Source organism: Clostridium sp. Marseille-P299 (assembly GCF_900078195.1).
Taxonomy (GTDB): domain Bacteria; phylum Bacillota; class Clostridia; order Lachnospirales; family Lachnospiraceae; genus Lachnoclostridium.
In genome coordinates this window covers 1,463,009-1,487,257 of record NZ_FJVE01000007.1, presented here as the reverse complement: position 1 = coordinate 1,487,257, position 24,249 = coordinate 1,463,009, and the positions used below count along the sequence as shown (strand labels likewise).

28 protein-coding genes are annotated in these 24,249 nt (G+C 33.9%); 3 read left to right on the top strand and 25 right to left on the bottom strand.

Annotation, left to right across the window (positions count from 1 at the left end):
- Positions 1-35: 35 nt before the first annotated feature.
- The 4 genes from BN4220_RS14405 to BN4220_RS14395 all read right to left on the bottom strand — a co-directional run bounded on the left by BN4220_RS14405 (position 36) and on the right by BN4220_RS14395 (position 4,829).
- On the bottom strand, positions 36-386 hold the full coding sequence (locus BN4220_RS14405) for a NifB/NifX family molybdenum-iron cluster-binding protein (RefSeq protein ID WP_066717780.1): 351 nt from the start codon (positions 384-386) through the stop codon (positions 36-38).
- 74 nt (positions 387-460) lie between these two features.
- A complete protein-coding gene (locus BN4220_RS14400; protein ID WP_066717777.1) occupies positions 461-1,327 on the bottom strand; it encodes a radical SAM protein in 867 nt (288 codons plus the stop codon).
- Between the two features lie 402 nt (positions 1,328-1,729).
- Entirely contained in the window at positions 1,730-1,888 is a 159-nt protein-coding gene (locus BN4220_RS19890) for a YezD family protein (protein ID WP_082812320.1), read from the bottom strand.
- A gap of 307 nt (positions 1,889-2,195) precedes the next feature.
- On the bottom strand, positions 2,196-4,829 hold the full coding sequence (locus BN4220_RS14395; RefSeq protein WP_066721022.1) for a cation-translocating P-type ATPase: 2,634 nt from the start codon (positions 4,827-4,829) through the stop codon (positions 2,196-2,198).
- Positions 4,830-5,247: 418 nt separating this feature from the next.
- Between BN4220_RS14395 and BN4220_RS14390 the strand changes: the two genes are divergently transcribed.
- Entirely contained in the window at positions 5,248-5,439 is a 192-nt protein-coding gene (locus BN4220_RS14390; protein ID WP_066717774.1) for a hypothetical protein, read from the top strand.
- Between the two features lie 121 nt (positions 5,440-5,560).
- On the opposite strand, the gene BN4220_RS20645 is transcribed toward BN4220_RS14390, so the two are convergent.
- From BN4220_RS20645 to BN4220_RS14380, 3 genes are all read right to left on the bottom strand, one after another.
- Positions 5,561-5,689, bottom strand: a complete 129-nt coding sequence (locus tag BN4220_RS20645; RefSeq protein ID WP_278280738.1) for a hypothetical protein — start codon at positions 5,687-5,689, stop codon at positions 5,561-5,563.
- Entirely contained in the window at positions 5,668-6,084 is a 417-nt protein-coding gene (locus BN4220_RS14385) for a GNAT family N-acetyltransferase (RefSeq protein ID WP_066717771.1), read from the bottom strand. The genes BN4220_RS20645 and BN4220_RS14385 overlap by 22 nt, the downstream gene beginning before the upstream one ends.
- A 127-nt stretch (positions 6,085-6,211) precedes the next feature.
- Entirely contained in the window at positions 6,212-6,553 is a 342-nt protein-coding gene (locus tag BN4220_RS14380) for a hypothetical protein (RefSeq protein ID WP_066717768.1), read from the bottom strand.
- 581 nt (positions 6,554-7,134) lie between these two features.
- Between BN4220_RS14380 and ltrA the strand changes: the two genes are divergently transcribed.
- Positions 7,135-8,547: a group II intron reverse transcriptase/maturase gene (gene ltrA / locus BN4220_RS14375; protein ID WP_066713335.1), complete on the top strand. Its 1,413-nt coding sequence runs from the start codon at positions 7,135-7,137 to the stop codon at positions 8,545-8,547.
- A gap of 103 nt (positions 8,548-8,650) precedes the next feature.
- On the opposite strand, the gene BN4220_RS14370 is transcribed toward ltrA, so the two are convergent.
- The 18 genes from BN4220_RS14370 to spoIIIAA all read right to left on the bottom strand — a co-directional run bounded on the left by BN4220_RS14370 (position 8,651) and on the right by spoIIIAA (position 23,008).
- On the bottom strand, positions 8,651-9,394 hold the full coding sequence (locus BN4220_RS14370) for a YebC/PmpR family DNA-binding transcriptional regulator (RefSeq protein ID WP_066717764.1): 744 nt from the start codon (positions 9,392-9,394) through the stop codon (positions 8,651-8,653).
- Between the two features lie 130 nt (positions 9,395-9,524).
- Complete coding sequence (gene argR / locus BN4220_RS14365; RefSeq protein ID WP_066717762.1) at positions 9,525-9,983, bottom strand: arginine repressor; 459 nt, start codon at positions 9,981-9,983, stop codon at positions 9,525-9,527.
- A 49-nt stretch (positions 9,984-10,032) separates the two neighbouring features.
- Positions 10,033-10,905, bottom strand: coding sequence for an NAD(+)/NADH kinase (locus tag BN4220_RS14360; RefSeq protein WP_066717759.1), 873 nt, complete (start codon positions 10,903-10,905; stop codon positions 10,033-10,035).
- Between the two features lie 165 nt (positions 10,906-11,070).
- Complete coding sequence (locus BN4220_RS14355) at positions 11,071-12,000, bottom strand: TlyA family RNA methyltransferase (RefSeq protein WP_082812423.1); 930 nt, start codon at positions 11,998-12,000, stop codon at positions 11,071-11,073.
- 114 nt (positions 12,001-12,114) lie between these two features.
- Positions 12,115-13,986, bottom strand: a complete 1,872-nt coding sequence (dxs, locus tag BN4220_RS14350) for a 1-deoxy-D-xylulose-5-phosphate synthase (protein WP_066717756.1) — start codon at positions 13,984-13,986, stop codon at positions 12,115-12,117.
- A gap of 42 nt (positions 13,987-14,028) precedes the next feature.
- Positions 14,029-14,958, bottom strand: coding sequence for a polyprenyl synthetase family protein (locus BN4220_RS14345; RefSeq protein WP_066717754.1), 930 nt, complete (start codon positions 14,956-14,958; stop codon positions 14,029-14,031).
- 42 nt (positions 14,959-15,000) lie between these two features.
- On the bottom strand, positions 15,001-15,204 hold the full coding sequence (xseB, locus tag BN4220_RS14340) for an exodeoxyribonuclease VII small subunit (RefSeq protein WP_347477107.1): 204 nt from the start codon (positions 15,202-15,204) through the stop codon (positions 15,001-15,003).
- A 16-nt stretch (positions 15,205-15,220) separates the two neighbouring features.
- Positions 15,221-16,423 (bottom strand): exodeoxyribonuclease VII large subunit, encoded by a 1,203-nt coding sequence (xseA, locus tag BN4220_RS14335; protein WP_066717748.1) that lies wholly within the window; start codon positions 16,421-16,423, stop codon positions 15,221-15,223.
- A gap of 1 nt (position 16,424) precedes the next feature.
- A complete protein-coding gene (gene nusB, locus BN4220_RS14330) occupies positions 16,425-16,820 on the bottom strand; it encodes a transcription antitermination factor NusB (protein WP_066717746.1) in 396 nt (131 codons plus the stop codon).
- A gap of 119 nt (positions 16,821-16,939) precedes the next feature.
- A complete protein-coding gene (locus tag BN4220_RS14325; RefSeq protein WP_066721017.1) occupies positions 16,940-17,326 on the bottom strand; it encodes an Asp23/Gls24 family envelope stress response protein in 387 nt (128 codons plus the stop codon).
- Positions 17,327-17,543: 217 nt separating this feature from the next.
- Complete coding sequence (locus BN4220_RS14320; RefSeq protein WP_066717744.1) at positions 17,544-18,299, bottom strand: SpoIIIAH-like family protein; 756 nt, start codon at positions 18,297-18,299, stop codon at positions 17,544-17,546.
- Positions 18,300-18,357: 58 nt separating this feature from the next.
- Positions 18,358-18,945 (bottom strand): hypothetical protein, encoded by a 588-nt coding sequence (locus BN4220_RS14315; RefSeq protein WP_066717741.1) that lies wholly within the window; start codon positions 18,943-18,945, stop codon positions 18,358-18,360.
- The gene (locus tag BN4220_RS14310) at positions 18,938-19,567 is read right to left on the bottom strand and encodes a stage III sporulation protein AF (RefSeq protein WP_066717738.1); all 630 of its coding nucleotides are present in this window, start codon (positions 19,565-19,567) and stop codon (positions 18,938-18,940) included. Before BN4220_RS14310 ends, BN4220_RS14315 begins: the two co-directional genes overlap by 8 nt.
- Before the next feature lie 12 nt (positions 19,568-19,579).
- A complete protein-coding gene (locus tag BN4220_RS14305) occupies positions 19,580-20,692 on the bottom strand; it encodes a stage III sporulation protein AE (protein ID WP_197467943.1) in 1,113 nt (370 codons plus the stop codon).
- 110 nt (positions 20,693-20,802) lie between these two features.
- Positions 20,803-21,186 (bottom strand): stage III sporulation protein AD, encoded by a 384-nt coding sequence (gene spoIIIAD / locus BN4220_RS14300; protein WP_066717732.1) that lies wholly within the window; start codon positions 21,184-21,186, stop codon positions 20,803-20,805.
- A 101-nt stretch (positions 21,187-21,287) separates the two neighbouring features.
- Positions 21,288-21,482: a stage III sporulation protein AC gene (spoIIIAC, locus tag BN4220_RS14295; RefSeq protein WP_066717729.1), complete on the bottom strand. Its 195-nt coding sequence runs from the start codon at positions 21,480-21,482 to the stop codon at positions 21,288-21,290.
- A 12-nt stretch (positions 21,483-21,494) separates the two neighbouring features.
- On the bottom strand, positions 21,495-22,019 hold the full coding sequence (locus tag BN4220_RS14290; protein WP_066717727.1) for a stage III sporulation protein AB: 525 nt from the start codon (positions 22,017-22,019) through the stop codon (positions 21,495-21,497).
- A 26-nt stretch (positions 22,020-22,045) separates the two neighbouring features.
- On the bottom strand, positions 22,046-23,008 hold the full coding sequence (gene spoIIIAA / locus BN4220_RS14285) for a stage III sporulation protein AA (protein WP_066717725.1): 963 nt from the start codon (positions 23,006-23,008) through the stop codon (positions 22,046-22,048).
- 349 nt (positions 23,009-23,357) lie between these two features.
- Between spoIIIAA and BN4220_RS14280 the strand changes: the two genes are divergently transcribed.
- Entirely contained in the window at positions 23,358-24,128 is a 771-nt protein-coding gene (locus tag BN4220_RS14280) for a shikimate dehydrogenase family protein (protein WP_066717723.1), read from the top strand.
- The last annotated feature ends 121 nt before the right edge of the window (positions 24,129-24,249 follow it).

Below are 24,249 nucleotides of genomic sequence, written 5' to 3'. Positions count from 1 at the left end.
AAGATACTCATGTCAACTTACTCTTCTACCTTTTTTTAAGTTGTTATAAAACTATTTAAATAATCAATAATAAATCCCTTATGTAATCTCACTTCAAGCTGATTATCATTTAAAACTCGTTCCGCTCCATATCCGATTTGACTAACAATTACGAGCTTACAATCCGAAAGAATTTTCGCTACTTTTTCAATTGCATCTATGTGTGAATTACTTGAATCTTTAGAATATGTACAGCCAACCCCTGTACATGCAGGCACAACCTCTCTTACTTCAATAACCTTCCAAGCATTTTGATCAATACTTACAATACAAAATTTCTTACTATACCCAAAATGCTCAGATACTACCTTTCCATCCTTTGTTGCAATTGCTATCTTATAACTCATAATCACCCTCATTGCATTTGATTGTTAATGCTTGTTTATAAATATAGATTTCTTACTAATAAGCCTTTATATTTTTAACCATGTGAAAACGTTTCTTTTATAATAAAATCCTTTCTATATATTTGATCGCCAATCTCTAGCTTTCCTGGAATTCCAATTGCATCTGCTCTACAACGCATACAATGGCGAAATACTTCAATATATTCACTTGCCTCTCTCCTTGTACTGTCAATATCATTACAAGGAGGTTCTTCACAGTAAGCTAATTTATTTTGAGGAATCAATGGAATAATGTTATATATCGTTGCTCCTGCTTCACTTACTGTTTTTGCAATTTCTTTTATATGTTCTTTATTAATTTCATTAATCAATACTGTATTGACCTTGATCGTAACCCCTGCTTTAGAAAGTACTCTTATTCCTTCCAATTGGTTTTGAATTAAAATATTAGCTGCCTCAAGGCCTACAAACGTTTGGCCATGGTATATAATCGCTGGTACAATTCGCTGTAAAATTTCTGGATCCACAGCATTCACCGTAACTGTTAACGTATCTATGCCAACCTCTATTAACTCTAAAGCTTTTTCAGGTAACAACAGTCCATTCGTACTCATACACTTTAATAATTGAGGAAACTTGCTCCCAATTAAGCGGAACGTTTCTATCGCATTGTCTGATGCTAAAGTATCTCCAGGCCCAGCAATTCCAACTACTGTTATGTCAGGGCACATATGTATGGCTTTTTCCACTACCTCTATCGCTTCTTCAGGATCTAAAATAGTAGAAGAAACACCTGGACGGTTTTCATAATCATTAATCTTTCTATCACAAAAGTTACATTGAATATTGCAAGATGGACAGACAGGTAAATGAATTCTACCTTTATTACCTACACTTCCAAAACAGGGGTGGAGTGCTTTTACTTTTTCATAATTACTCATATTTTCTCATTCCTTTCATGTTTGATTTACAGATCCTTTCATTTTTAATTTTCAAATCCTTCTATATTTGCATTTCAGATCCTTCTTTACTTGATTTTCAAATCCTTCTATATTTATTTGAAATCATTGCGTAAGAAATAATCTGAATGTACCTCATGTATTAAGAATGTGATTTTCTAAGGTTAAGAATTACATGCTTTAATTTTCTACAAAGAAAAAAGAGGCCTTATTATGTTGATACATAATAAAACCTCTATTTTTTATAGTCAGTTTTAATATTCATTTATAATCCATTCCTTATTGCTTAGCTCTATAATTTACTTTTAACATCACCAATTTCATTTCTTCTTTTCACATTTGCTGTCTCATTACTTTACTTTGTTTTTCTTAAATTCTTTCCTTTTATTTAACTCTTATCTTCTCATTTTTTTCAATTTGAAGTATCTTACCATCCTGTACAATAATTGTTACAGAACCATATTGGATTGTCTGTAGAATTTCAATAATCTTATTTAAATCCTTTCCTAAGATAACATTCTTTTGCTGCTCCCCCTTATCCATTGAATCCTCCTAATTAATTTCATACTATTCTTATATGAATATAATGTATTTTATATAAGATAACCTTTTTTTGGTTATTTGTCAATCATTTTTTGTTTCAATTTTTATTTATTTTACGACATTTTAATGACAGAAGTGAAAAAATGCCATAAAAAAACTGCCACAAAAGAATTTCAATCCACAATCTAGCTTAGATCAAGCTATTTGATAATTGATTCTTTTTGTGACAGTTTATATTACTTTAAGTGTGATATTTCTATCTTACTTGTTATCTTAGATAAATCTTACCTAATATCTTACTTAAAAATTACTTTTTACTAATTGCTCTTTGAATCAACTTAACAATTTCAACAATTGGAATTACTAAGAATGCTAATCCAAGGGCAACTGCATACTCAGGTATAGAAATATGAGCAAATCCAAATGCATCTGAAATACCTGGTAAGTAAATAACTGCTGTTGTTAATACTAAACTTAATGCCATACCACCAAGTAACCAGAAGTTTAAGGACTTCATTTTAAATAATGTACCTCTTTGGCTTCTTAAGTTAAAGGAGTGGAAAATCTCTGCCATAGACATTGTAAGGAATGCCATTGTCATACCATCTTCGCTGTTTGCAATTTCCCAAACACCAGCTTCCATATAATGACCAATAAAATAAGCTGCTAATGTAATAATAGTAACTAAAGCACCTTGATATAACGCATCCCCACCAAGACCACCAGCAAAAATACCGTCTTTTGTACTTCTTGGTTTACGTTCCATTAAGTCGCTTTCCCCTTTTTCTACACCAAGTGCAAGAGCAGGGAAACAGTCTGTAATTAAGTTAATCCATAATAAGTGTACTGGTTTTAAGATTGTAAAGCCCATAATAGTTGCTATAAAAATACTTAAAACTTCACTTAAGTTACTGGACAATAAGAACTGAATTGCTTTACGAATGTTATCATAAATACGACGTCCTTCACCAACTGCACTAACAATTGTAGCAAAGTTATCATCTGCAAGAACCATATCTGCAACATTTTTAGTAACGTCTGTACCAGTGATACCCATACCAATACCGATATCCGCGGACTTGATACTTGGAGCATCATTAACACCGTCACCAGTCATCGCTGTAATCTTGCCTTTTTCACGCCATGTATTTACAATACGAACTTTATGTTCTGGTTGAACACGTGCGTAAACAGAGTACTTTTCAATTTCATTTTTAAAGTCAGCATCTGAAATATCATTTAATTGAGCTCCAGTGATTGCTTCACTCGCATCTTTAATGATACCAAGTTGTTTAGCAATCGCTACTGCGGTGTCTCTATGATCACCTGTAATCATAATTGGCTTAATTCCAGCTTTCTTACATTCTGCAATAGCATCAACAACTTCTGGACGAATTGGATCAATCATACCAGTTAATCCAATGAATACAAGATCCTTTTCTAAGTTTTGTGGTTCATAATTACTTGGTTCTTGATCATATTCTTTATATGCAGCTGCTAATACACGAAGTGCTTTGCCAGCCATTTCTTTGTTGTTAGTTAAGATTGCATTCTTAATCTTATCATCTAAAGCAACAACTTTACCATTTACTAATGCTTTTGTACAACATTTTAATATTTCATCAGGAGCACCTTTTGTATATTGAATAATGCCCTTATCTGTTTTATGTACAGTACTCATCATCTTACGCACAGAATCAAAAGGAGCTTCTCCAACACGTGGTTGTTCTTCTTTTAATTTATCTTTGCTTAAAGATAATTTAGTTGCATAGTTTACAAGTGCACATTCTGTAGGTTCACCAACTGCATCTCCATTTTCACCAACTTGAGCATCACTACAAAGTGACATAGCAGTTGCTAATAAGTTTTCATCTTCACCATAGTGTTCTACAACAGTCATCTTGTTTTGTGTTAAAGTTCCTGTTTTATCACTACAAATGATTTCTGCACAACCTAAGGTTTCTACTGCTGTAAGCTTTCTTATTACAGCATTCTTCTTACTCATATTGGTAACACCAATACTAAGAACGATTGTAACAACGGTTGCAAGACCTTCTGGAATCGCTGCAACTGCAAGGCTTACTGCAACCATGAATGTATCAAGAGCAGTTTCACCAGTGATTTCACCTGCTTTTAATAAACTAAAGGCAAAGATAAAAATACAGATACCAATTACAAGTACACTTAATGTCTTACTTAACTGAGCTAATTTAATTTGAAGAGGTGTACGACCTTCTTTTGCATTTGCAAGAGCATCTGCAATTTTACCCATTTCAGTGTCCATACCAGTAGCAGTAATAACTGCACTACCACGTCCATAAACTACTGTGCTACCCATGTAGATCATATTTTTACGATCACCTAATGGGATATCTTTTTCATTTCCAAGAGTAAGTTTGTCAACTTTCTTATTAACAGGAACACTTTCACCTGTTAACGCTGCTTCTTCAATTTTTAAACTTGCAGATTCTAAAATTCTAGCATCGGCTGGTACTGCATCACCAGCTTCAAGTAAAATAATATCACCTACTACTAAATCTTCACTTTTAATCGTTTGTTGAACGCCATCACGAAGAACTTTACTTGTAGCAGCCGCCATTTGTTGTAAAGCCTCAATAGCTTTCTCAGCTTTACTCTCCTGTGTAACACCTAAAATTGCATTGATGATAACAACAGCTAAAATAATAAATACGTCTGCAAAAGACTCATGAGCATATGCTGCAGTAATACCAGATACGGTAGCTGCACATAATAAGATAATTGTCATAGGGTCTTGCATTTGTGATAAGAATTTAATAAATAATGGAGTCTTTTTACCTTCCGCTAACTTATTCTTACCATTTTTCAAAAGACGTTCTTCACTGTCTTTTGAGGATAGTCCTGTCAATTGGCTTTTCGTGTCTTTTAACACTTCATCCGTTGACTTCAAATAAAAGTTCATTTTACTCTTCCTTTCCCTCTTATAAAAGATATCTTTTCCAACCATGCGAGAAGCATCCAACAACATACCTCATATTCCGTGTGGTGCGCACAAAAAAAGACCCAAGTATAACTTATAAAACAAATTTTCTAAGTTATACATGAGTCTCACTCTTTAAGACAAAACCAGGCTATTATCGGCCATGATGTTGGCGTTGTCACGCAAATTGATGCGTGAGTTACTCCCTCATATATGTATTGTTAAGAAATTTTAACACAATTTACTTTTTTGGTCAATACTTTCCTAACTATTTGTTGATTTAACTAAAAAGTAGATAAACATGAGCAGATTTTTTTGCCAGTATAATGTGATACCTGAAATCAAATACTTTATTATGTATCAATATGTTTCGATATTTTTAATTAGAAAGGATATCTCTATGCAAAATAGCAGAAATAAAACAACTAGTACGAATGTATCAAACTCCAAAGCAACACCTAGTAAAACTACCAATTCAGATGATGTAGCACATTCTTTTACTACAGATGTTTCAGACAAATCACAAAATTGCTGTAGTAATTCCTTCTCTCCAGATGATTCAGAACGTCGCGATGGTCCTGGTGGGGAATAAATTTAACTTAAGAATATAATCTTTTATAAATAAGCTGTTGAACAAGTAAGAAGCATGTATGTTCAGAATCATGTATGTTCAGCAGCTTATAGTTTCATGTTATCATATCAGCTTAATTCACTTAGTATCCAATTGAAGAATCCTTATATCCAGCCCAAATATCAATAATTCTGATTTCTTTTCCATTTAAGTCAATTAAATTATAATCGATCAGTAATTCATTCTCTACTATAATTCTTTCATCATCCAAATATGCTCGCAAAATTCATCATAATATACTTCGCCAACCATTCTATATCCTTGATTTACGTAGAATTTACTCACTCTTAATTGTGCTGATAAATAAATACTACTTCCTCCAAGTTCTTTGATGCTTTTTTCAGCCTCTCTTAAAATCATTTCACCTAGCTTTTTCCCTCTATGTTGTTTTCGTACCGCTATCCGTCCTACGATATATGATTTTTTAATTTCATCCCAAAAATAACGGCAGGTAGCCACAGGTAGTGCATCATCAAATAGCACTAAATGTGTTGAAATATCATCAATTGAATCAAACTCATTTTCAAATCCTTGTTCCTGTACAAAAACTTCATTTCTTATTAAGACTGCTTCTGGTTGTAGTTCTCTAAATTGCTTTATTTCCATTTCTTCCTCCTATAAAATAAAACATTCAAAAGCAAACCTTTACCTCTAGTCTACTTTTGAATGCCTTACGGACTGTAGTTTATTAAATAAACTACAATTAATAAACTTATATAATTATTTACCATAATTATTCAACAACATTATTTATCTCTACTAATCTTTCTCCATCAAACATAATAATAGGTTTAGTAAGCGCTTCGTAAAATCCTTCAATATCACTTTTTAAATCTTCATAATTTTCACAACAAAGTGAATCAAGTTCAACCCAAGTAACAGGTTCATGGTCTGCGTTAAAATATACTTCTCCTATTTTATAAGTATCGTTCTCTTGCTTATGTATTATTCTATAATCCCAATATTCGATATCTATTTCTTCGGCTGATTCATCTACTTCAAATAAATCTATATCATCAATTTCATCTAGAGTTGATGATAAATTTTTTATGTACTTATCTGTTTCACTTGACATTTTACATACCCTCCATAAATTTAATGATAATTTGCTGTAATCGTCCAATGAATAATTTTTCCAAGTTTATTATATCATAATAAATTTGGAAATCAATGTTGGTTTGAGAATTAAAAAGACCTTCCTAGCATTAGTTAAATGCTAAGAAGGTCTTTATTGTAGTGTGCCCAGCATGGGCGCAATCTAATGGGTTAAAGTCCCTAACACAGCCTAGTAGTGGCAAGTGTATAGCCTAAGACAAGGGTGTCGTTCGTGAGGGCGAATCTGAAGGAAGTCCGTGGGCAAATCTCTGGTCTGACGAACAGAAATCACATACAAGGCATTAATTAAGGATAAGATTGCTATACAAATCGAAGTCCAATAACTACTCGAAATTAATTAATGTAAATGTGGCAGATAGATGGAGAGGAAGATTGCGTTCTTACCTGGGGAGGTCTTAGTGATACGTCATGGAAGTGAACTCTGAAATGACAACCCATGCAGTGATGTATGGCTGAACACTAAGAAGTCAGCAGAGGTCATAGTACCGGAGGTAGTCGACGACCTATGGGAAGGACTGAACAATAGGAGGTTTTGAAAGTTTGAAAGAAACAAAGAAATGTGATGACAGCAGACAACTGAATACAGAATCAGGTCATTTGCAAAAGGATAGAGTGGAACTCGAAAGCTATGCAAAGGCGCCGAGCATTTCTATGACGTCGGATAACAGACAGAACGCCCGAAGAGAATATCACTATGGATTGCTAGAGAAAATCATTAGTAATGAAAATCTAAATGAAGCCTTTAAACGTGTAAAGAAGAATAAAGGAAGTCATGGAATCGACAAGATGGGAGTAGATGAACTTCTACCATATCTAAGAAGTCATGGCGAAGAGCTTAAGCAATCCATAGCAGATGGAAGTTATAAACCGAATCCCGTAAGAAGGGTAGAGATACCAAAGGATAACGGGAAAACAAGACCATTAGGGATACCAACTGTAGTAGACCGAGTGATACAACAGGCAGTATCACAAGTACTAACGCCAATCTTTGAGAAGAAATTTTCAGAGAATAGTTATGGATTTAGACCAAATCGAAACGCGCATCAAGCAATTCTAAAATGTAAAGAATACATGGATGAAGGCTATAAATGGGCGGTAGATATAGATTTAGAAAAGTACTTTGATACTGTCAACCACGATAGGTTAATTGGGCTGATTTATAAAGAAGTCAAGGATATACGAGTAATCGGACTGATAAGGAAGTATCTAAATGCAGGAGTGATGGAAAAGGGATTAGTAAGTGCTACTGTAGAAGGAGTGCCTCAAGGTGGGAACTTATCTCCACTATTAAGTAATATCATGTTGCATGAACTAGATATGGAATTAGAACGAAGAGGACTTAAGTTCTGCCGTTATGCAGATGATTGCAATGTATACGTGAAATCAAAGAAATCAGCAGAGCGAGTTATGAAAAGTATCACGGAGTTTATAGAAAAGGACTTGAAGCTTAAAGTTAACAAAGAGAAAAGTAAGGTAGACCGACCATGGAAACTAAAATATTTAGGATATACCTTTTACAATAAGAAAGGTGAAATGGGAATAAGAGTACATCAAGTTTCTGTTAAGAAGTTAAAAGGAAAACTTAAGAGTATCACTGGAAGAAGTAATGCAATGAGTATGGAACTCAGAGCTATTAAACTAAAACAATTAATTGTTGGCTGGATAAGTTACTTCAAACTAGCAGATATGAAAGGTACCTTACGAGAACTTGATGAGTGGCTAAGAAGACGTTTACGTCTTTGTTACTGGAAACAGTGGAAAAAGATTAAAACGAAACATGATAACTTAGTTAAACTAGGGGTAGAGAATTGGAAAGCATGGGAACATGCGAATACAAGGAAAGGCTACTGGAGAATCTCCAATAGCCCAATCTTAAATTCAACTCTTACCAATAAATATCTTAGAGAACAAGGTTTTATAACACTTAGTGAAAGATATTCGCAAATAAGGTAATCTTATTGAACCGCCGTATACCGAACGGTACGTACGGTGGTGTGAGAGGACGGAAATTCAATTAATGAATTTCCTCCTACTCGATTATTCATCACTGAATATTTTATTCTTCTTCATCTGGCTCATCCCAGTTGTGATATACTTCTTGTACATCATCATCTTCATCTAATAAAGCAAGCGTACGATTGATGTTTTTAAGATCTTGTTCATCTGTTAAAGTAACATATGTTTGAGGAATCATAGTAACATCTGCAGATGCCATAGGAACACCAGCATTTTCAAGTGTTTCACGAACTGCACTAAAGCTTTCTGGATCAGTAACGATTTCAAAGCTGTCTTCTTCTTCGCTGAAATCTTCTGCTCCAGCATCAAGTGCTATCATCATAAGTTCGTCTGCATCTAATTTACATTCTTCCTTATCGATTAAAATCTGACCTTTTTTATCAAACATATAAGAAACACAACCTTGAGTTCCAACATTACCATTTCCCTTTGTAAATGCATTTCTTACATTGGCTGCAGTTCTATTCTTGTTGTCAGTTAAAGCTTCAACAATAATAGCAGTACCGCTTGGTCCATAACCTTCATAAGTAACAAATTCATAATCTACGCCGCCATTGTCACCAGCAGCTTTTTTGATACTACGTTCAATTGTATCATTCGGCATATTATTAGATTTCGCTTTAGCAATAATATCTTTTAATTTACTATTGTTATTTGGATCTGGTCCACCTTCTTTAACTGCAACGGCAATTTCACGACCGATTCTTGTGAAAATCTTACCTTTTACAGCATCGTTCTTTTCTTTTTTATGTTTAATGTTTGCAAATTTAGAATGTCCTGACATGTTAAACTCCTTCTATTGTTTTCTAATGATTCTATTCTTCTGTCTGTATCTTTGAAGTTCTTTTAAAAATCACCCAAAGTATATTTTAACACGATTTATCATGTGAATCAAGATTTATACTTCAAGGTTACTATTCTTTACCATTCACGATCTTTGATAACTTTTCCATTACCGTTACTGTTTCTTCTACGGAACGTATTGCGCACATAATAGTGTCATCACCTGCAATACAACCAACAATACCATCAAAATGAAGATTATCTAATGCTGCCGCTACAGCCATAGCCATTCCTGAAACGGTTTTAACTACCATAATATTTTGTGCCATATCCATAGAAACAAATCCATCGCGAAGTACTCTAATATATTTATCAGTAATACCTACTTCTTGGTTTTGTAGCGCAACATACTTTTGACGTCCTCCATCTGTTGCAACCTTCGTTAATTTCAATTCACGAATATCTCTAGAAATAGTAGCCTGAGTTACATTATATCCCGCGTTCAATAATAATTCCGCTAGTTCTTCCTGAGTTTCTATATTGTACTTTTGTGTTAGTTCGATTATTTTACTTTGTCTCCCTATTTTCATCGTCTGCTCCTATCTATCTCATTTACAGATTTAATATTTAGGGGGATAATTAATTGTTGGCATCCCCAAGTTTCGTTCTTAAAATATGAAAAAAATTAGCTTTTCCCACACGTATTAGCTTCGTAACTTCTACTGCTTTACCAATTTCTATACTATCTCCTGCCTTTAATTGAATAGCTCTACAACCATCAATTGTAGCAATTGCTTCTTCCTCTTGTGTCTTTTTACTTTCACGTATTTTAATTGTAACTTTATCATTACTTGTAACAACAATGCTTCTCGCATTTAACGAATGTGGACAAATCGGTGTTATAATAGTAAGTTCAGCTTCTGGAGTGACTACTGGTCCACCTGCTGATAAATTGTATCCTGTAGATCCCGTAGGGGTTGATATAATGACACCATCTCCACGAAAATCATTCACAAATGCTCCATTCACATAAATTCTTACTCCAATAATTCTTGAAAATCCACTTCTTGTTATAACGATATCATTTAATGCAGAAGTACAGTTTTTATCTGAATAAATCTCGTTTGAACTTTGTAAAACACAAGCATTTAGCATCATACGCTCTTCAATAACATAATCGCCATCAAATAAAGCATCCAATGCCTGCCAAACATTTTGTAACTCTGTTTCAGCCATGAATCCTAAGGTACCCAAATTAATACCTAATATTGGTATGTTATAACCTAACAAATCGTGAGCCGCTTGTAAAATGGTTCCATCACCGCCAAGAACAATTGCACATTCCGTATTCTTTGGTATTGTGGCAGCATCCGTGTAAAAACCACTTTCTTTATCTTGTTCTTTTGCAAGAAAGACTTCCTTCTTTTTTGATGTAAGATACGCTATAATCTTATTCGTTATTTCCAAATTCGTATCTTTATCCCGATTTGTAATAATGCAAAAGTGTCTCATCTTTCCTCTTTCTGCATACTCAATCTGCACATCTTCCTACAAATTGAATACTGCTTAATCAGTTGTTATATCTACCCAATACCTTCCCTTTATGTTTTACACCGAGTGCATTCTTGCACCACTTATCTAATGATAAGATAGCATATATTTATATTTCTATCAATACTACAATTGTAGTGTTCCATGTGCCATTTCTACTACATTACCAACTAACTCTAGAATAGCTGCGACATCTGTTCTTGCCTTTATTATATCAGTGATAGAATCTTCAATTACAGCTTCTGTAGTATTATGATCGTTGTCTAACTCCTGATCATCTTCTAAATCCTGTTCTTCCTCATCTACTTCATCGGATGCAAACTTTGTTTGCTTTCTCATATAAAGTAAATACTCAATATTGCCCTCAGGTCCCTTAATAGGAGAAAAATCAAGAGCTAACATTTCAAAACCTAGTTGTGCGGCAAAAAGAATAACCTTTCGAATTACCTCATCATGGACACTTTTTTCTCTAACAACACCTTTTTTCCCAACCTTTTCTCGACCCGCTTCAAATTGAGGTTTGATAAGGCAAACGATTTCACCATGCTCTTTCATAAGTTTAAACACTGGTCCTAAAACCTTAGTTAAAGAAATAAATGCTACATCAATTGAAACAAAATCTACATATTCCTTGATATCATCAATTGTAACATAACGAATATTTGTTTTTTCCATTGAAACCACTCTAGGATCTTGACGTAATTTCCAAGCAAGTTGGTTTGTCCCAACATCAACTGCAAATACCTTTGTAGCTCCATTTTGTAACATGCAATCAGTGAATCCACCAGTAGAAGAACCAACATCCATACATACTTTATCGATTAGATTTACCCCATGTTCCTCGATTGCTTTTTCTAATTTATAACCACCTCGGCTGACATACTTCATTGAAGCACCCTTAACTTCAATATTCACCTCAGGTGGAAACATACTTCCAGCCTTATCTTCTCTTTGCCCTTCAACAAATACGTTTCCAGACATGATAATAGCCTTTGCTTTTTCTCTTGACTCTACTAGGTTTCGTTGTACTAATAGCACATCAAGACGTTCTTTCATACTTTTACCCATTGTATCTCACAAGACCTTTCTATATTAGATTACGTTCAATAAATCATGTAAAGCAATGGTTCCTTCACATTTCCTTTCAGACGTTAAAGATCAAATGCGATACTAATTCTTTATAGAACTTTCAATCTTTTTTACAATACTAATGGCATCTAAGCCACTCTTTTCTCTTAAAATTCCTTGGTCTCCATGCTCTAAAAATTCATTCGGTAGTGATATATTAATATGTTTTACCCCTTGAATTCCTTCTTCAAATAAGAAGACGGATACACTTTCACCAAAGCCACCACGTTTTACATTCTCTTCCATTGTTACAATTACTTTATGAGTACTTGCAATCTCTTTAATCATTTCATGATCAATTGGCATAATAAAACGAACATTAACAAGAGATGCTTTCATTCCATGTTCTTTTAATAATGAAACCACATCAACTGCTGTTTGTACCATGCTACCAACTGCTAAAATAGCAATTTCTCCATCATTTGATATTATCTCACTTTTCCCATAAACAATAGGCTCTCTATGTTCAGAGAGTCCAAGATAAGCTCGTCCTCTTGGATAACGTATCGCAATCGGTCCATCATGCTTAACAGCAAACTGAATCATATCTATAAATTCATCGCCATTCTTAGGCGCAATAATAGTCATAGTTGGTATATGAGAAAGAAATGAAATATCAAATATACCTTGGTGTGTTTCACCATCGTTCCCAACAATACCAGCTCGATCAATTGCAAAAACCACTGGCAATTTACTTACGCAAACATCATGTACAATTTGATCGTATGCACGTTGTAAAAATGTTGAGTAAATAGCTACCACAGGACGATATCCCCCAGCTGCTAAACCTGCAGCAAAAGTTACTGCATGCTCTTCTGCGATTCCTACATCAAAAAATCGTTTCGGATATTCTTTACTAAATGGTATTAAACCAGTTCCAGCTGGCATTGCTGCTGAAATAGCCACTACATTTTCCTGTGTTTTACCAAGCTCTAACATTGCTTCAGAAAAAATATCTGTATAATTTTTTCCTTCTTTCTTTGATAAATTCTTTCCCGTTTTTATGTCAAATGGCTCTACGCCATGATACTTCCAAGGTTCTTTTTCTGCCTTTTCATAGCCTTTTCCTTTTTTGGTGACCACATGTACTAATACGCCACCTTTTACTCGACTTGCAGACTGTAAAGCAGTCATCATTTGCGTAATATTATGTCCATCAATTGGACCAATATAAGTCAAACCCATATCCTCAAATAACATTCCTGGAATCATTAAATGTTTTATTGAATCTTTTGAACGTTTTAATTTAGAAACAAGAGCATTACCTACTTTAGGTACTTTTTTAAGTGCAACTTCTAATCCACCCTTAAAATCCGTATACGTAGTATTGGTACGTACTTTACCTAAATAACTAGCTACTCCACCTACATTTTCAGATATAGACATGTTATTATCATTTAAAATTATTGTTAAATTAGTTTTTAGTCTACCCGCATTATTAAGTGCTTCATAAGCCATACCACCAGATAATGCACCATCACCAATGACAGCTACGATATTTTGCTTACTCTTACTTAAATCTCTTGCTTTTACAAGACCCATAGCAACAGAAATAGATGTGGAACTATGACCAGTATCAAATGCATCACAGTCGCTTTCTTTTCTTTTTGGAAAACCGCTCATTCCTTCAAATTGACGAAGTGTTTTAAATTCTTCTTTACGCCCCGTCAATAACTTATGGACATAGGCTTGATGACCTACATCCCAAATTAATTTATCTTCCGGTAAATTTAAGCATAAATGCAACGCCATAGTAAGTTCAACAACTCCTAAATTTGATGCAAGATGCCCTCCAGTTTTACTTACTTCTGAAATAAGAAACTGTCGTATCTCTGTAGCTAATTTTCCATAAAATTTTTCATCTACTTTTTTTATATCGTTGGGTTCATTAATTTGATCAAGAATTTTAGGCATTCTAACCTCCATTCTAAGACTCAATATATAAAATATTTAGAGTTATTTTTCCCTATTAATTAAATATTGAATCAGCTGTATTACAAATTTATCATCTTTATTAAGCTTTGTAAGATGTTCAATTGCTTGATTGGACAGACGTTTTACTTCATCATGACAAAAATCAATTCCACACAATGAAACATATGTGGATTTTTCATTCTTCTCATCACTTTTAATAGGTTTACCTAGAACTTCCTGGGTACTTGTCACATCGAGTATATCATCTTGAATTTGAAATGCCATTCCAACATCTTTTGCTACTGATTCAAGGCAATCTAATTCTTCTTTTGTAGCTCCAGCAAGAATTCCTCCAATTAACATTGCAGCTTTTAATAATGCACCAGTTTTTAGCTCATAGACAAATTGAAGCATTGGTAAATCCAAAGCATTACCACTTTGTTCAACGTCAACTACCTGTCCGCCTACCATACCGTATATACCAGCATAATTAGCTAAGGTGCTCATAGCTTTTGTTGCTCTTTTGTAGTAAGTTAATTGTTCTTTTTCTGGCATTTCTTCGATGATATCAAATACCTTAGAGCTTACTTCAAAAGCATAATTTAACAAACCATCTCCAGCTAAAATACCCATAGCATGCCCAAATGCTGCATGTGTTGTCAACTTTCCTCTACGATATTCATCATTATCCATTGCTGGTAAATCATCATGTACTAAAGAATACGTATGTATTAGTTCCAATGCTGTTAAAAATGGCGCAACCAATGCTTCATTTTTCTCCTCTTTGTCTGCAACCATCATACGATAAGTCTCTAATAAAAGAAGAGGACGTATTCTTTTTCCACCCGCAAGCACACTGTAATTCATTGCTTTAAAAATCGTTTGTTGGTAGCCCTCTTCCTTTAATAAATATTCACTTATTATTGTTTCAATTTCTTTGACCTTAAAATCAAGCAAATTTTCAAAATTCATTTAAAACCTCCATGTGCTTTTTAAAACACGAAGTGATAATTGTTATTCATCCATTCCATTCTCTTCAAGAATCATTAACTCTTTCTCAACTTTGTCAATTGAGTCATTGCAGTACTTTAATAACTGCATTCCTTTATGATAAAGACCAAAGGAATCTTCCAAGCTAATGTCCTCTTTTTCTAGACTATCTATAATTGAATTTAACTCTTCAAATGAGCTTTCTAATGTCTTTTCTTTTTTTCCCAAAACGCTACCTGCCTTTCTATTCATTCTTCTTCGTTTGATCTACAGATGCAATAATAGTACCATCTGTTACTGTAATATGAAGTTTACTTCCTACCGTAACCTTATCAACACTATTGATTACATGCCCTTCTTCATCCGAAGTATAAGAATAACCCTTTGATAGTTTTTCTAACGGGGAAAGTGCCTTTAATTTTTCTATATATAATTCGAGCTTATGACGATTCTTTTGTAGATTTAAATTCATGTATCTAGTCAATTTATCCTGCATATCTAATGCCAACTGTCTTTTTTGACGAATCTGATAAATTGGATTGCCATAGCTTAAACGTAATTTAAGTTGCTCTACTTGCTTGCGATAATTACTTATCTTACGTAGCATCCCTTGCGTTAACATGCTATGATAATCTACCAATGTTGCATTTAATAATGAAATATCATTCACTGCAAGTTCAGCTGCTGCCGAAGGAGTAGGTGCTCGTAAATCGGAAACAAAATCAGCAATTGTGATATCAGTTTCATGGCCAACCGCTGAAATAATCGGTGTTTTACAAGCATAAATAGCTCTAGCTACGACTTCCTCATTAAATGCCCATAAATCTTCTATGGAACCACCACCACGCCCAACGATTATCGTATCAACGCCTAGTGCATCTAATTTTTTGATACCACGAACGATTGTTGCCGCAGCCCCATCGCCTTGAACCTGTGCAGGATAAAGAATTAACTGTACATAAGGATTTCTTCTCGTAGCAATGTTAATGATATCTTGTATCGCCGCACCAGTTTTCGCAGTTACAATACCAATCTTTTTAGGGAAGGCAGGTATTTCTTTTTTTATTGAAGGATCAAATAACCCTTCTGCTTCTAAACGTTTTTTTAATTGATCAAAACGCTCATAAAGAACACCGACGCCATCAAGGGTAATCTCCCTTGCATACATTTGGTATTTACCATCTCGCTCATAAACGCTTATACTTCCGTGAACAATTACTAATTGTCCTTCCTCTAACCGAAAATGAAGACCAGTACGCTGGCCTGCGAACATAACGCAAGCCATCTGACCCGTCTCATCCTTTAGTGTAAAATAGATATGACCTGAAGTATGATATTTACAATTGGATACTTCTCCTTTCATGTAAATACGATTCAGGACATAATCTCTAACAAATAAATTCTTAATATAATTATTGACCTGTGAAACTGAATATACTTGTTCCATACTAGACTACCTTTGCTAGGACTCCATTTACAAAACTTGCTGAGGATTCCCCACCATATTTTTTCGCAAGTTCAACGGCTTCATTGATTGCTACCTTAGTAGGTATTTCTTCATCAAATTTAATCTCATAGGTTGCCAATCGCATAATATTTAAGTCGACTTTTCCCATTCGGTTAAGTTTCCAACCACTGGTAGCTTCGGACAACATAACATCGATTTCACCTAACTTGTCCGTTATATTTTTAAAACGACTCTCAATATATTCTAACTCTACTTCACTCGCATCTTCCAAAGTTTCAAAATAAAATTCCACTTGTTCATTTAGTTCAGAAGGCTCATGAAACTCCTTGCGAAACAGCATACGGAATAAATGCTCTCTAATTTCTCTTCTTGTCATCTAAATCCTCCTAAGATTATCCCTATCGTAATAACGTAACACTCATTAATAAAGGCTGAGGTAATAAAGATTCTAACACAAATCACGTGTTAGAATCCCTTACCCCACCCCTAAAATTTCTACTTAGTATTCTCTATGTCTACACCAACAATTCGAATATTAACTTCTGAAACGGTAAGTCCAGTCATATTCTCAATTGCTGTCTTAACTTTGTCTTGTACAGACTTTGAAGTCTTAGGAATACTATATCCATACTTCATTGTTATTGATAATTCCGCAGTCACAGCTTTATCAATTACTTCAATCTTTACTCCCTTAGAAAGATTTTTCATGCCAAGCTTACCAACGATTTCATTCGTTAGATTTCCTGACATAGCAGCAACTCCCTCTACTTCTGTGGCAGCAAGACCTGCGATTGTTGCAACAACGTCATCTGCTATCTTAACTTCTCCGATCTTACCAGAAGTCTCCATTGTATATGAGTGATTCTGAAGTTCCTTATTCATCGGTGTTACCTCCTGTATTTCATGCGCATGTGCGCGTTTAATCAAAACAATTGATTTGCTTCTTAAAATCATATTGTATAATTCTTTGATTCTATTATAGCAAACTAATAGTGATTTGCAAAGTGTTTTCTTTTCTATCATTATTGACGAAACTTCCTCCTTTATTCACCATTTATTGTGCAGAAGAATCATTCCCTCTTAAATAGTTTTATCATCCCTATTCTTCAGCGATAACAGGAGTAATAACGATATCTTTTATATCTGCTCCAGTCTTTCTAGTTACGATATCTTCAATCTGTGCAACTTGAGCGTCTGTAATACTCTCACAATTAACGATAACATCTACGGTGCCTTCACCAATATTAACAACAACGCCATCAAATCCTTTTGCTTCTAGTAAAATTTCAGCAGCATTTTCTTTTTCAGAAATATTTGCAATTTCAGTATAATCTTCTAGAGCAGCTTTTTTATCTTCTTCGTTTACATCTGCACTTGTGATAATACTCCAAAGTAATTCTTTATTTTTTGAACGAACTTGCTCTCTTTTAAGTCTTGCAGTTGAAAAGTAACTACTATCTAGTGTTGTACTTGCAAGGATAGCTTCACCTGGAGAACTTACTTTATCTTCTCCTGCAACTTCTGCGTTTTCACCGGTAGCGTCTGTCGCTGCTACATCGTCCTTATTCACTGAGCCATCTGCAGTTTCGGCGTCTGCATTCTCATTGAGTACTAAACTACCATCATCCGATACATTAAGTTGTTGACCAGCATCTGCAATATCTTCATCACTGATATCTCCATATAAGTCATTCTCATCTGTTAATGCTAGATCGTCATTTACGTTAGTAGAATTAACAACTTGATCTTTGCCTTTATCTGCACTATCCTTGGTAAAATTCAAATATCCCGCAACAGCTATCATAATAGCAAGTGCAGTGATGATAACTTGATTTTTCTTAAAGATATTCTTCATTTATGTAACCTCCATTTTTATAATGATTCCTTTTAAACGATTCAAATAGCTAGGTTTTTCACTTACTCTTCATTGGTAATACTTTAATCTTATGCGCGGGAACATTAAAAAGTACCTCAACAGCTTCTACAATGTCTACTTCCAATTTGCTGTTACCACCGCCTTCTGCTACAACTACAACACCTTCGATCAAGGCTTCTAGCTCTTTTGTTACGTAAGGATTTGCTTGCCCGTTTCCGTTTGTTATTAACACTGTCTCCTCATCGTTTTTAAGACTTGAACTAATTCTACTCCCGCCTGCCTCATCCGTTTCATTTAGATTCTCTTGTTCATATGGACTGTCTTTTAAAACGACTTGTTCCTTAGAACTTTTTAATGTAATCATAACTTCTACGTCTCCAACACCTTCCACTTTCTTAAGTGTCTTCTTTAACCTAGATTCAAATTCTGCAACTACTGAATCAATGGTACCACTTTCTTGTGTCTGTGTACTTGTTATAGCCGTATTTACCTTATTATCTTCCGTTTTACTTTTGCTGCCGAAAAGGTCGGGAACGGATAGCACAACTAAACATATCCCTGCTAAGAATAAAATGACGAGCTTAGGAACACCTATCTCCTTAATCGATATTTTTTTCTTATCCATTGTGGTCCTCCCGTATACTAATATTTATATTAGACGAATCTATATTATAGAAGTCAGCTAATACATTTTTTATATTTATTTCCATCGGTGAATATATTTTCACTTCTTTTTCCTCTTTTTTCTCCTTTTCCTCTCCTATTTTAATACGATCAATCGTAATAGGATTTATTGCTACTTCCTCATTTTCATTTTTATAGTAAGAAGCCTCTACATTCATTCTTATAATCGTGCCATATGTTTCACTTTGTATATCATCATCAATTTCAATATTTAAACTCGTTACATATAATCCTTTATTTTTAAGCAATTTATTTGTCTGCTCCATTAACATATTTTTATACTCTGATGCGATTGCATCATTACTACTTTCTTCCATTTCTAAAATTTTATTCGTCATATCTTCCGACTGAATCTTATAATTATATGACCCAAAGGCAAAATTAAAAAAATCACTATCCCCAGCGATCGCAATAATTGGTTTTATTACATACAACACTAAGATAAGTCCAGTTATTATTCCAATGTACTTTTTAAATGAGCTTTTTCCTAATAAATTCATTATGATTGTTACAAAAATCATGAAAATAATAATATCTTTCATCCATACGTATAAACTTTGCAATTTTATCCCTCCTTATACAATCCCCCTTGTTGAAATCGCTATTATTGTAATTACTATTTCAAACAATACAGCGCCAACAAAGACCGTTTGCAGCAATAATGAAGTAGCTTCCGCAGAGGCACTAACACAGTTTAAGATACGCTTGTCTGAAATTGGTTGTATCACTGCACTTGCAAGCTTATAGATAAAAACATAGATAACCAGCTTTATTAAAGGAATTGCGCAAATAATAATAACTGCTACCATGCCTGCTACTCCAATTGAGTTTTTTAATAAAACTCCAGCGCCAAGGACTGTTTCTGTGACCCCTGACAATAATCCACCAATCGCTGGTATACTACCTGTTGCTTTAATCACTGCTGATCGTTTCATCTGATCAATTGCAGGTGCTAACAAAGATTGAATCGTTCCAATCCCAATTACAACTGCAAGCAAGGTTTTTAAAACCCAGCGAATTGCGGTAGATAATAAGTCAGCCAATTTTGATAGCAAATCCTCTTTGGATAAATTGTTTGCAAGTATTGCCATCATATATAAATTAATCAATGGTATAATTATTTTAATTAAAATAATATCAACTAAGGTTATTAAAACTAAAATCCCTTGGTATACAAGTGTAGAGGTACTTGCACCAGTACAAAAGGCAACTGACATACAATAGGCGGGTACCAATGCTTTCATAAAATCTAATATCTTGTCCAATGTATTTGCTGCAAGGGAAGTAGCTGTCATAAACGTCGCAGCAAGTATTCCAAACATCAAAAGATATGTAACATAAAATCCCGTTTCTGCTACTTGTGAATTTTGAAAGGTATGTGAAAAATTAGTAAATATTGCTGCTATCACTGCTATTGTAATCAACTTAGTTAAACTTCTAAAGTTACCAAGGATTTCGGATGTAATTACTTGCTTTATCTTTCCTAAAATCCCACCAAAAGAAATTGATTCTTTACCGCTTACAAGTTCACTTACATAGGTTCCAAAGTTCATGCTTTCATCATCTGATAAAACATCATCTAGCACGGATTGTATTTCTGTATAGTCCAAATCTTCTGGCGCTAATTCATTTGCAGCAACTGTTTTGACTTCTGTTAAAAATAAGCTAAGATAAATAAAGAGAATCAATTGTATGCATCTTTTTAGAAATCTTCTTTTTCTCACTGTTTTTTTACACACCCTTCTAACCATCGACGTTTGTATGAAATGTTTAAATATTCCGCTTTTATAATCTTTCTCTACGCTGTTAAAAAACGATCAATGGTATCAAGTAACGCTAAAAGTATTGGCATACTAAGTGCCATAATACTAAGTTTCCCTGCAAGTTCTATTTGATTACCAATCGCAGCGTAACCAGCATCTTTACAAAGATTTGATGAAAATTCTGCGATATATGTGATTCCAATTATTTTTAATAAAATTGATAAATACTCTGAATTAACAGATAAATATCCTCGAATCTGATTAATGGAATCCACTATAGTAGATAACTTTCCTGCGCTAAAATAAAAAATTAAGACACATCCTGTAAGACTAATTAAAATACCATATTCCGACTTTCCACTTTTAAATTGTATTGCTGCTAATACGGAGACAATACCGATTAGGGCTATCTTAATCATTATTTATACACTCTCCTTTATTAGTTTAAGTTTATATATGTAAGCTTGTTCCATTCTTTCTCTAACGAATTCCAGCTATCCAATCATGTTTTCGTTACATTTTATAACGAGAATAGCTGTTGTATATAACCAAACAATTCTGCTATATATGGTACAACCCAAAACAATACCAAAATCAAGCCAGCTAAACTTGCCAAAAAGGCTTGATCATCCCTTCCTGTTTGTTTTAAAATTTGATTAAGGACCGATATTAAAATACCAACCGCAGCTATTTTGAATATTAGATTTATAGTCATGTGTTCCTCCCACTAAAGTATTAATATAATGACAAACAATCCAAACAAAACGCCTAGACTTTGGTATAATCGCATTTTTTGTTTCGATTCTGCCGTAATATCTTTCATGATTTCGTCCAATTGTGTGATATACCAATCAATCGTATTCATTTGCATATCTTTATCGAGATACCCTAAATGATCTCCTAATTGCACTAAACATTCTTTATCCTTTTTTGAGAGGGCGGTATGTGATAATTCTTCTTTCACTGCCTTTCTCCATATTTCTTTTAAACTTGTTCCAGAATATTGCTTTAACTCACCAGATACTCGTTTAAGAAAAGGTGCCAATCTTCCCTCATGACGTCTTGCTGCATTATCAAGTGCCTCTGGTAATGCTGTTTGTGCATACCGAATGTCACCTCTTAATAATATTGCCATGGATTTTGCAGCCTTTAAATCTTCTAGACGGCGTTGTAATTCGCTTGCTAACAAAAATCCTGTTCCAGCGCAAGAGCTTATAATTAAAATACACCCGACTATTTTAAGTGCAATCATTTTCAAATTCTCCTTTCTATAAGTTTCTATGCTAAATAAAGTCTAGTTCCAAATTCATCGTAAATTTCCTCAACTCTTCCAACTTCTTTTTGATTGCTTAAAATAATATATCTCTCAAACATATGCTTCTGTATTAAATCTCCTAGCAAAGGTTTTTCTCTCACTTCGTCAATGGAACCGCCATGAACCGTTGCAATCATTTTACAACCGCACCCCATTGCATAATGAATGGAACTAATATCTTCTCCTACACCAATTTCATCCACTGCTATAATTTGAGGTGCCATAGAACGGATAAGTAGCATCATACCTACTGCTTTGGGACAGCAATCTAATACATCGGTTCTAATTCCAAGTTCATTTTGTGGCATTCCCATATAACATGCAGCAATTTCGGAACGTTCATCAACAACACCAATTTGAAGCCCCAACATTCGATTTCCATTGATATGAAAACCATCGGAAAGTTGACGAATCATATCACGTAATAAGGTTGTCTTCCCACACCCTGGAGGTGAAATAATTAAGGTATGGAAAATGCTATTTCCTTTTAATATGTAAGGTAGGACAACATTTGCACATCCTTTTACTTGGTGAGATAACCGCACATTGATAAACGATATGTATTTCATACTTTTTATCTTGCCCTCTTCAATAATTACTTTCCCGGCAATACCGATTCGATGCCCTCCTACAATTGTTATAAATCCTTGCTTTACTTCTTCTTCAAATGCGTACAGTGAATAATTGCTAATATACTCCATAGTTTCTTTTATTTCTGCCTTTGTAATAAGAAAAGAGTCTTCGCTATTATTGGTAAGCCTTGATTGATTATTTATAAAATACTCTTTGTTTTTATAACGTAGCATCAAAGGGGCATCGACTCGTAATCTTATTTCTTGTATTTGTTCATAATCAAGAGGTGTCTGTGCTAAGACGGTTCGCAATCTTAACGAAAATATCTTAAGTAAATCATCCTTTTTACTCATACTAACCTCCAACCACTGCCATAGCTTTTTATTAATAAGCATTTAAATTTTGACTTTGATAAATATCTAATTGAATTTGATAATCATCTAAGTAAATTTGATATTCATCTAAGTAAATTTGATATTCATCTAATTTACTTTGATAATTCTCTAATTGAAATCGATTCTTTTATTTTCAATCAGGTTGTCTGTTTTTTACAATATATGAATGAGTGGCTAAATTATGATATAGAAATAATTAAATTTTAGACAAGCTGATATTTGATTAATTTCTCTTATTGTAGTAAGATATTGTTTAATAAATTTCAGCTTTAGAATTAAACTGCCTAACGGCATCTTGGAGGTTATTATGGAATACGGATTAATTGGTGAAAAATTATCACATAGCTTTTCAAAACCTATACATGAAAAGCTTGCAGACTATACATATGAAATTACTCCTTTAAATCATGATGAGTTCATTGAATTTATGGAGAAAAAAGATTTCAAAGCTATTAATGTGACAATCCCATATAAATGTGATGTTATCCCTTATTTGTATGCTATGGATGAAAGAGCAAAGTCCATTGGCGCAGTGAATACGATTGTTAATAAATCTGGTAAATTATATGGATATAACACAGATTTCTTTGGATTTTTATATATGATTCAACACAACAATGTTGAGATAGAAGGTAAGAAAGTTTTAGTCCTAGGAAATGGTGGTGCTGCTAAAGCAGTTTTTGCTGTCTTAGATTTCTTAAAAGCGAAAGAAGTATATGTTGTTAAATATAAAAGCGAACCGAATGTATTAACTTATGAAGAAGCTGCGAGATTACATTTTGATGCAGATGTTATTGTGAATACAAGTCCAATTGGTATGTATCCAAATGTGGATGCTTCTCCGATTGATCTAACACCATATAAAAATTTAAGTGCTGTTCTTGATTTGATATATAACCCATTAACGACTCGTTTCATGGAACAAGCGATAAATCGTTCCATTAAAGCAGTAAATGGTTTAGAAATGTTAGTTGCTCAGGCCAAATATGCGGTTGAATATTTCTTAGATAAGAAAATTGATGATTCTGTCATTGAACCGATTTATTTAGATATTTTAGAAATGATGAAGAATAAATAATGCCCGCTTATGCATTCCAAAACTAATTTGCGGATTTAATCATTGCCATAAACAGAAAGTAAATATATGAAACATTAGAAAAGGCTTTGTTACACAAACACTTTAACCTGTTTGTTAACAA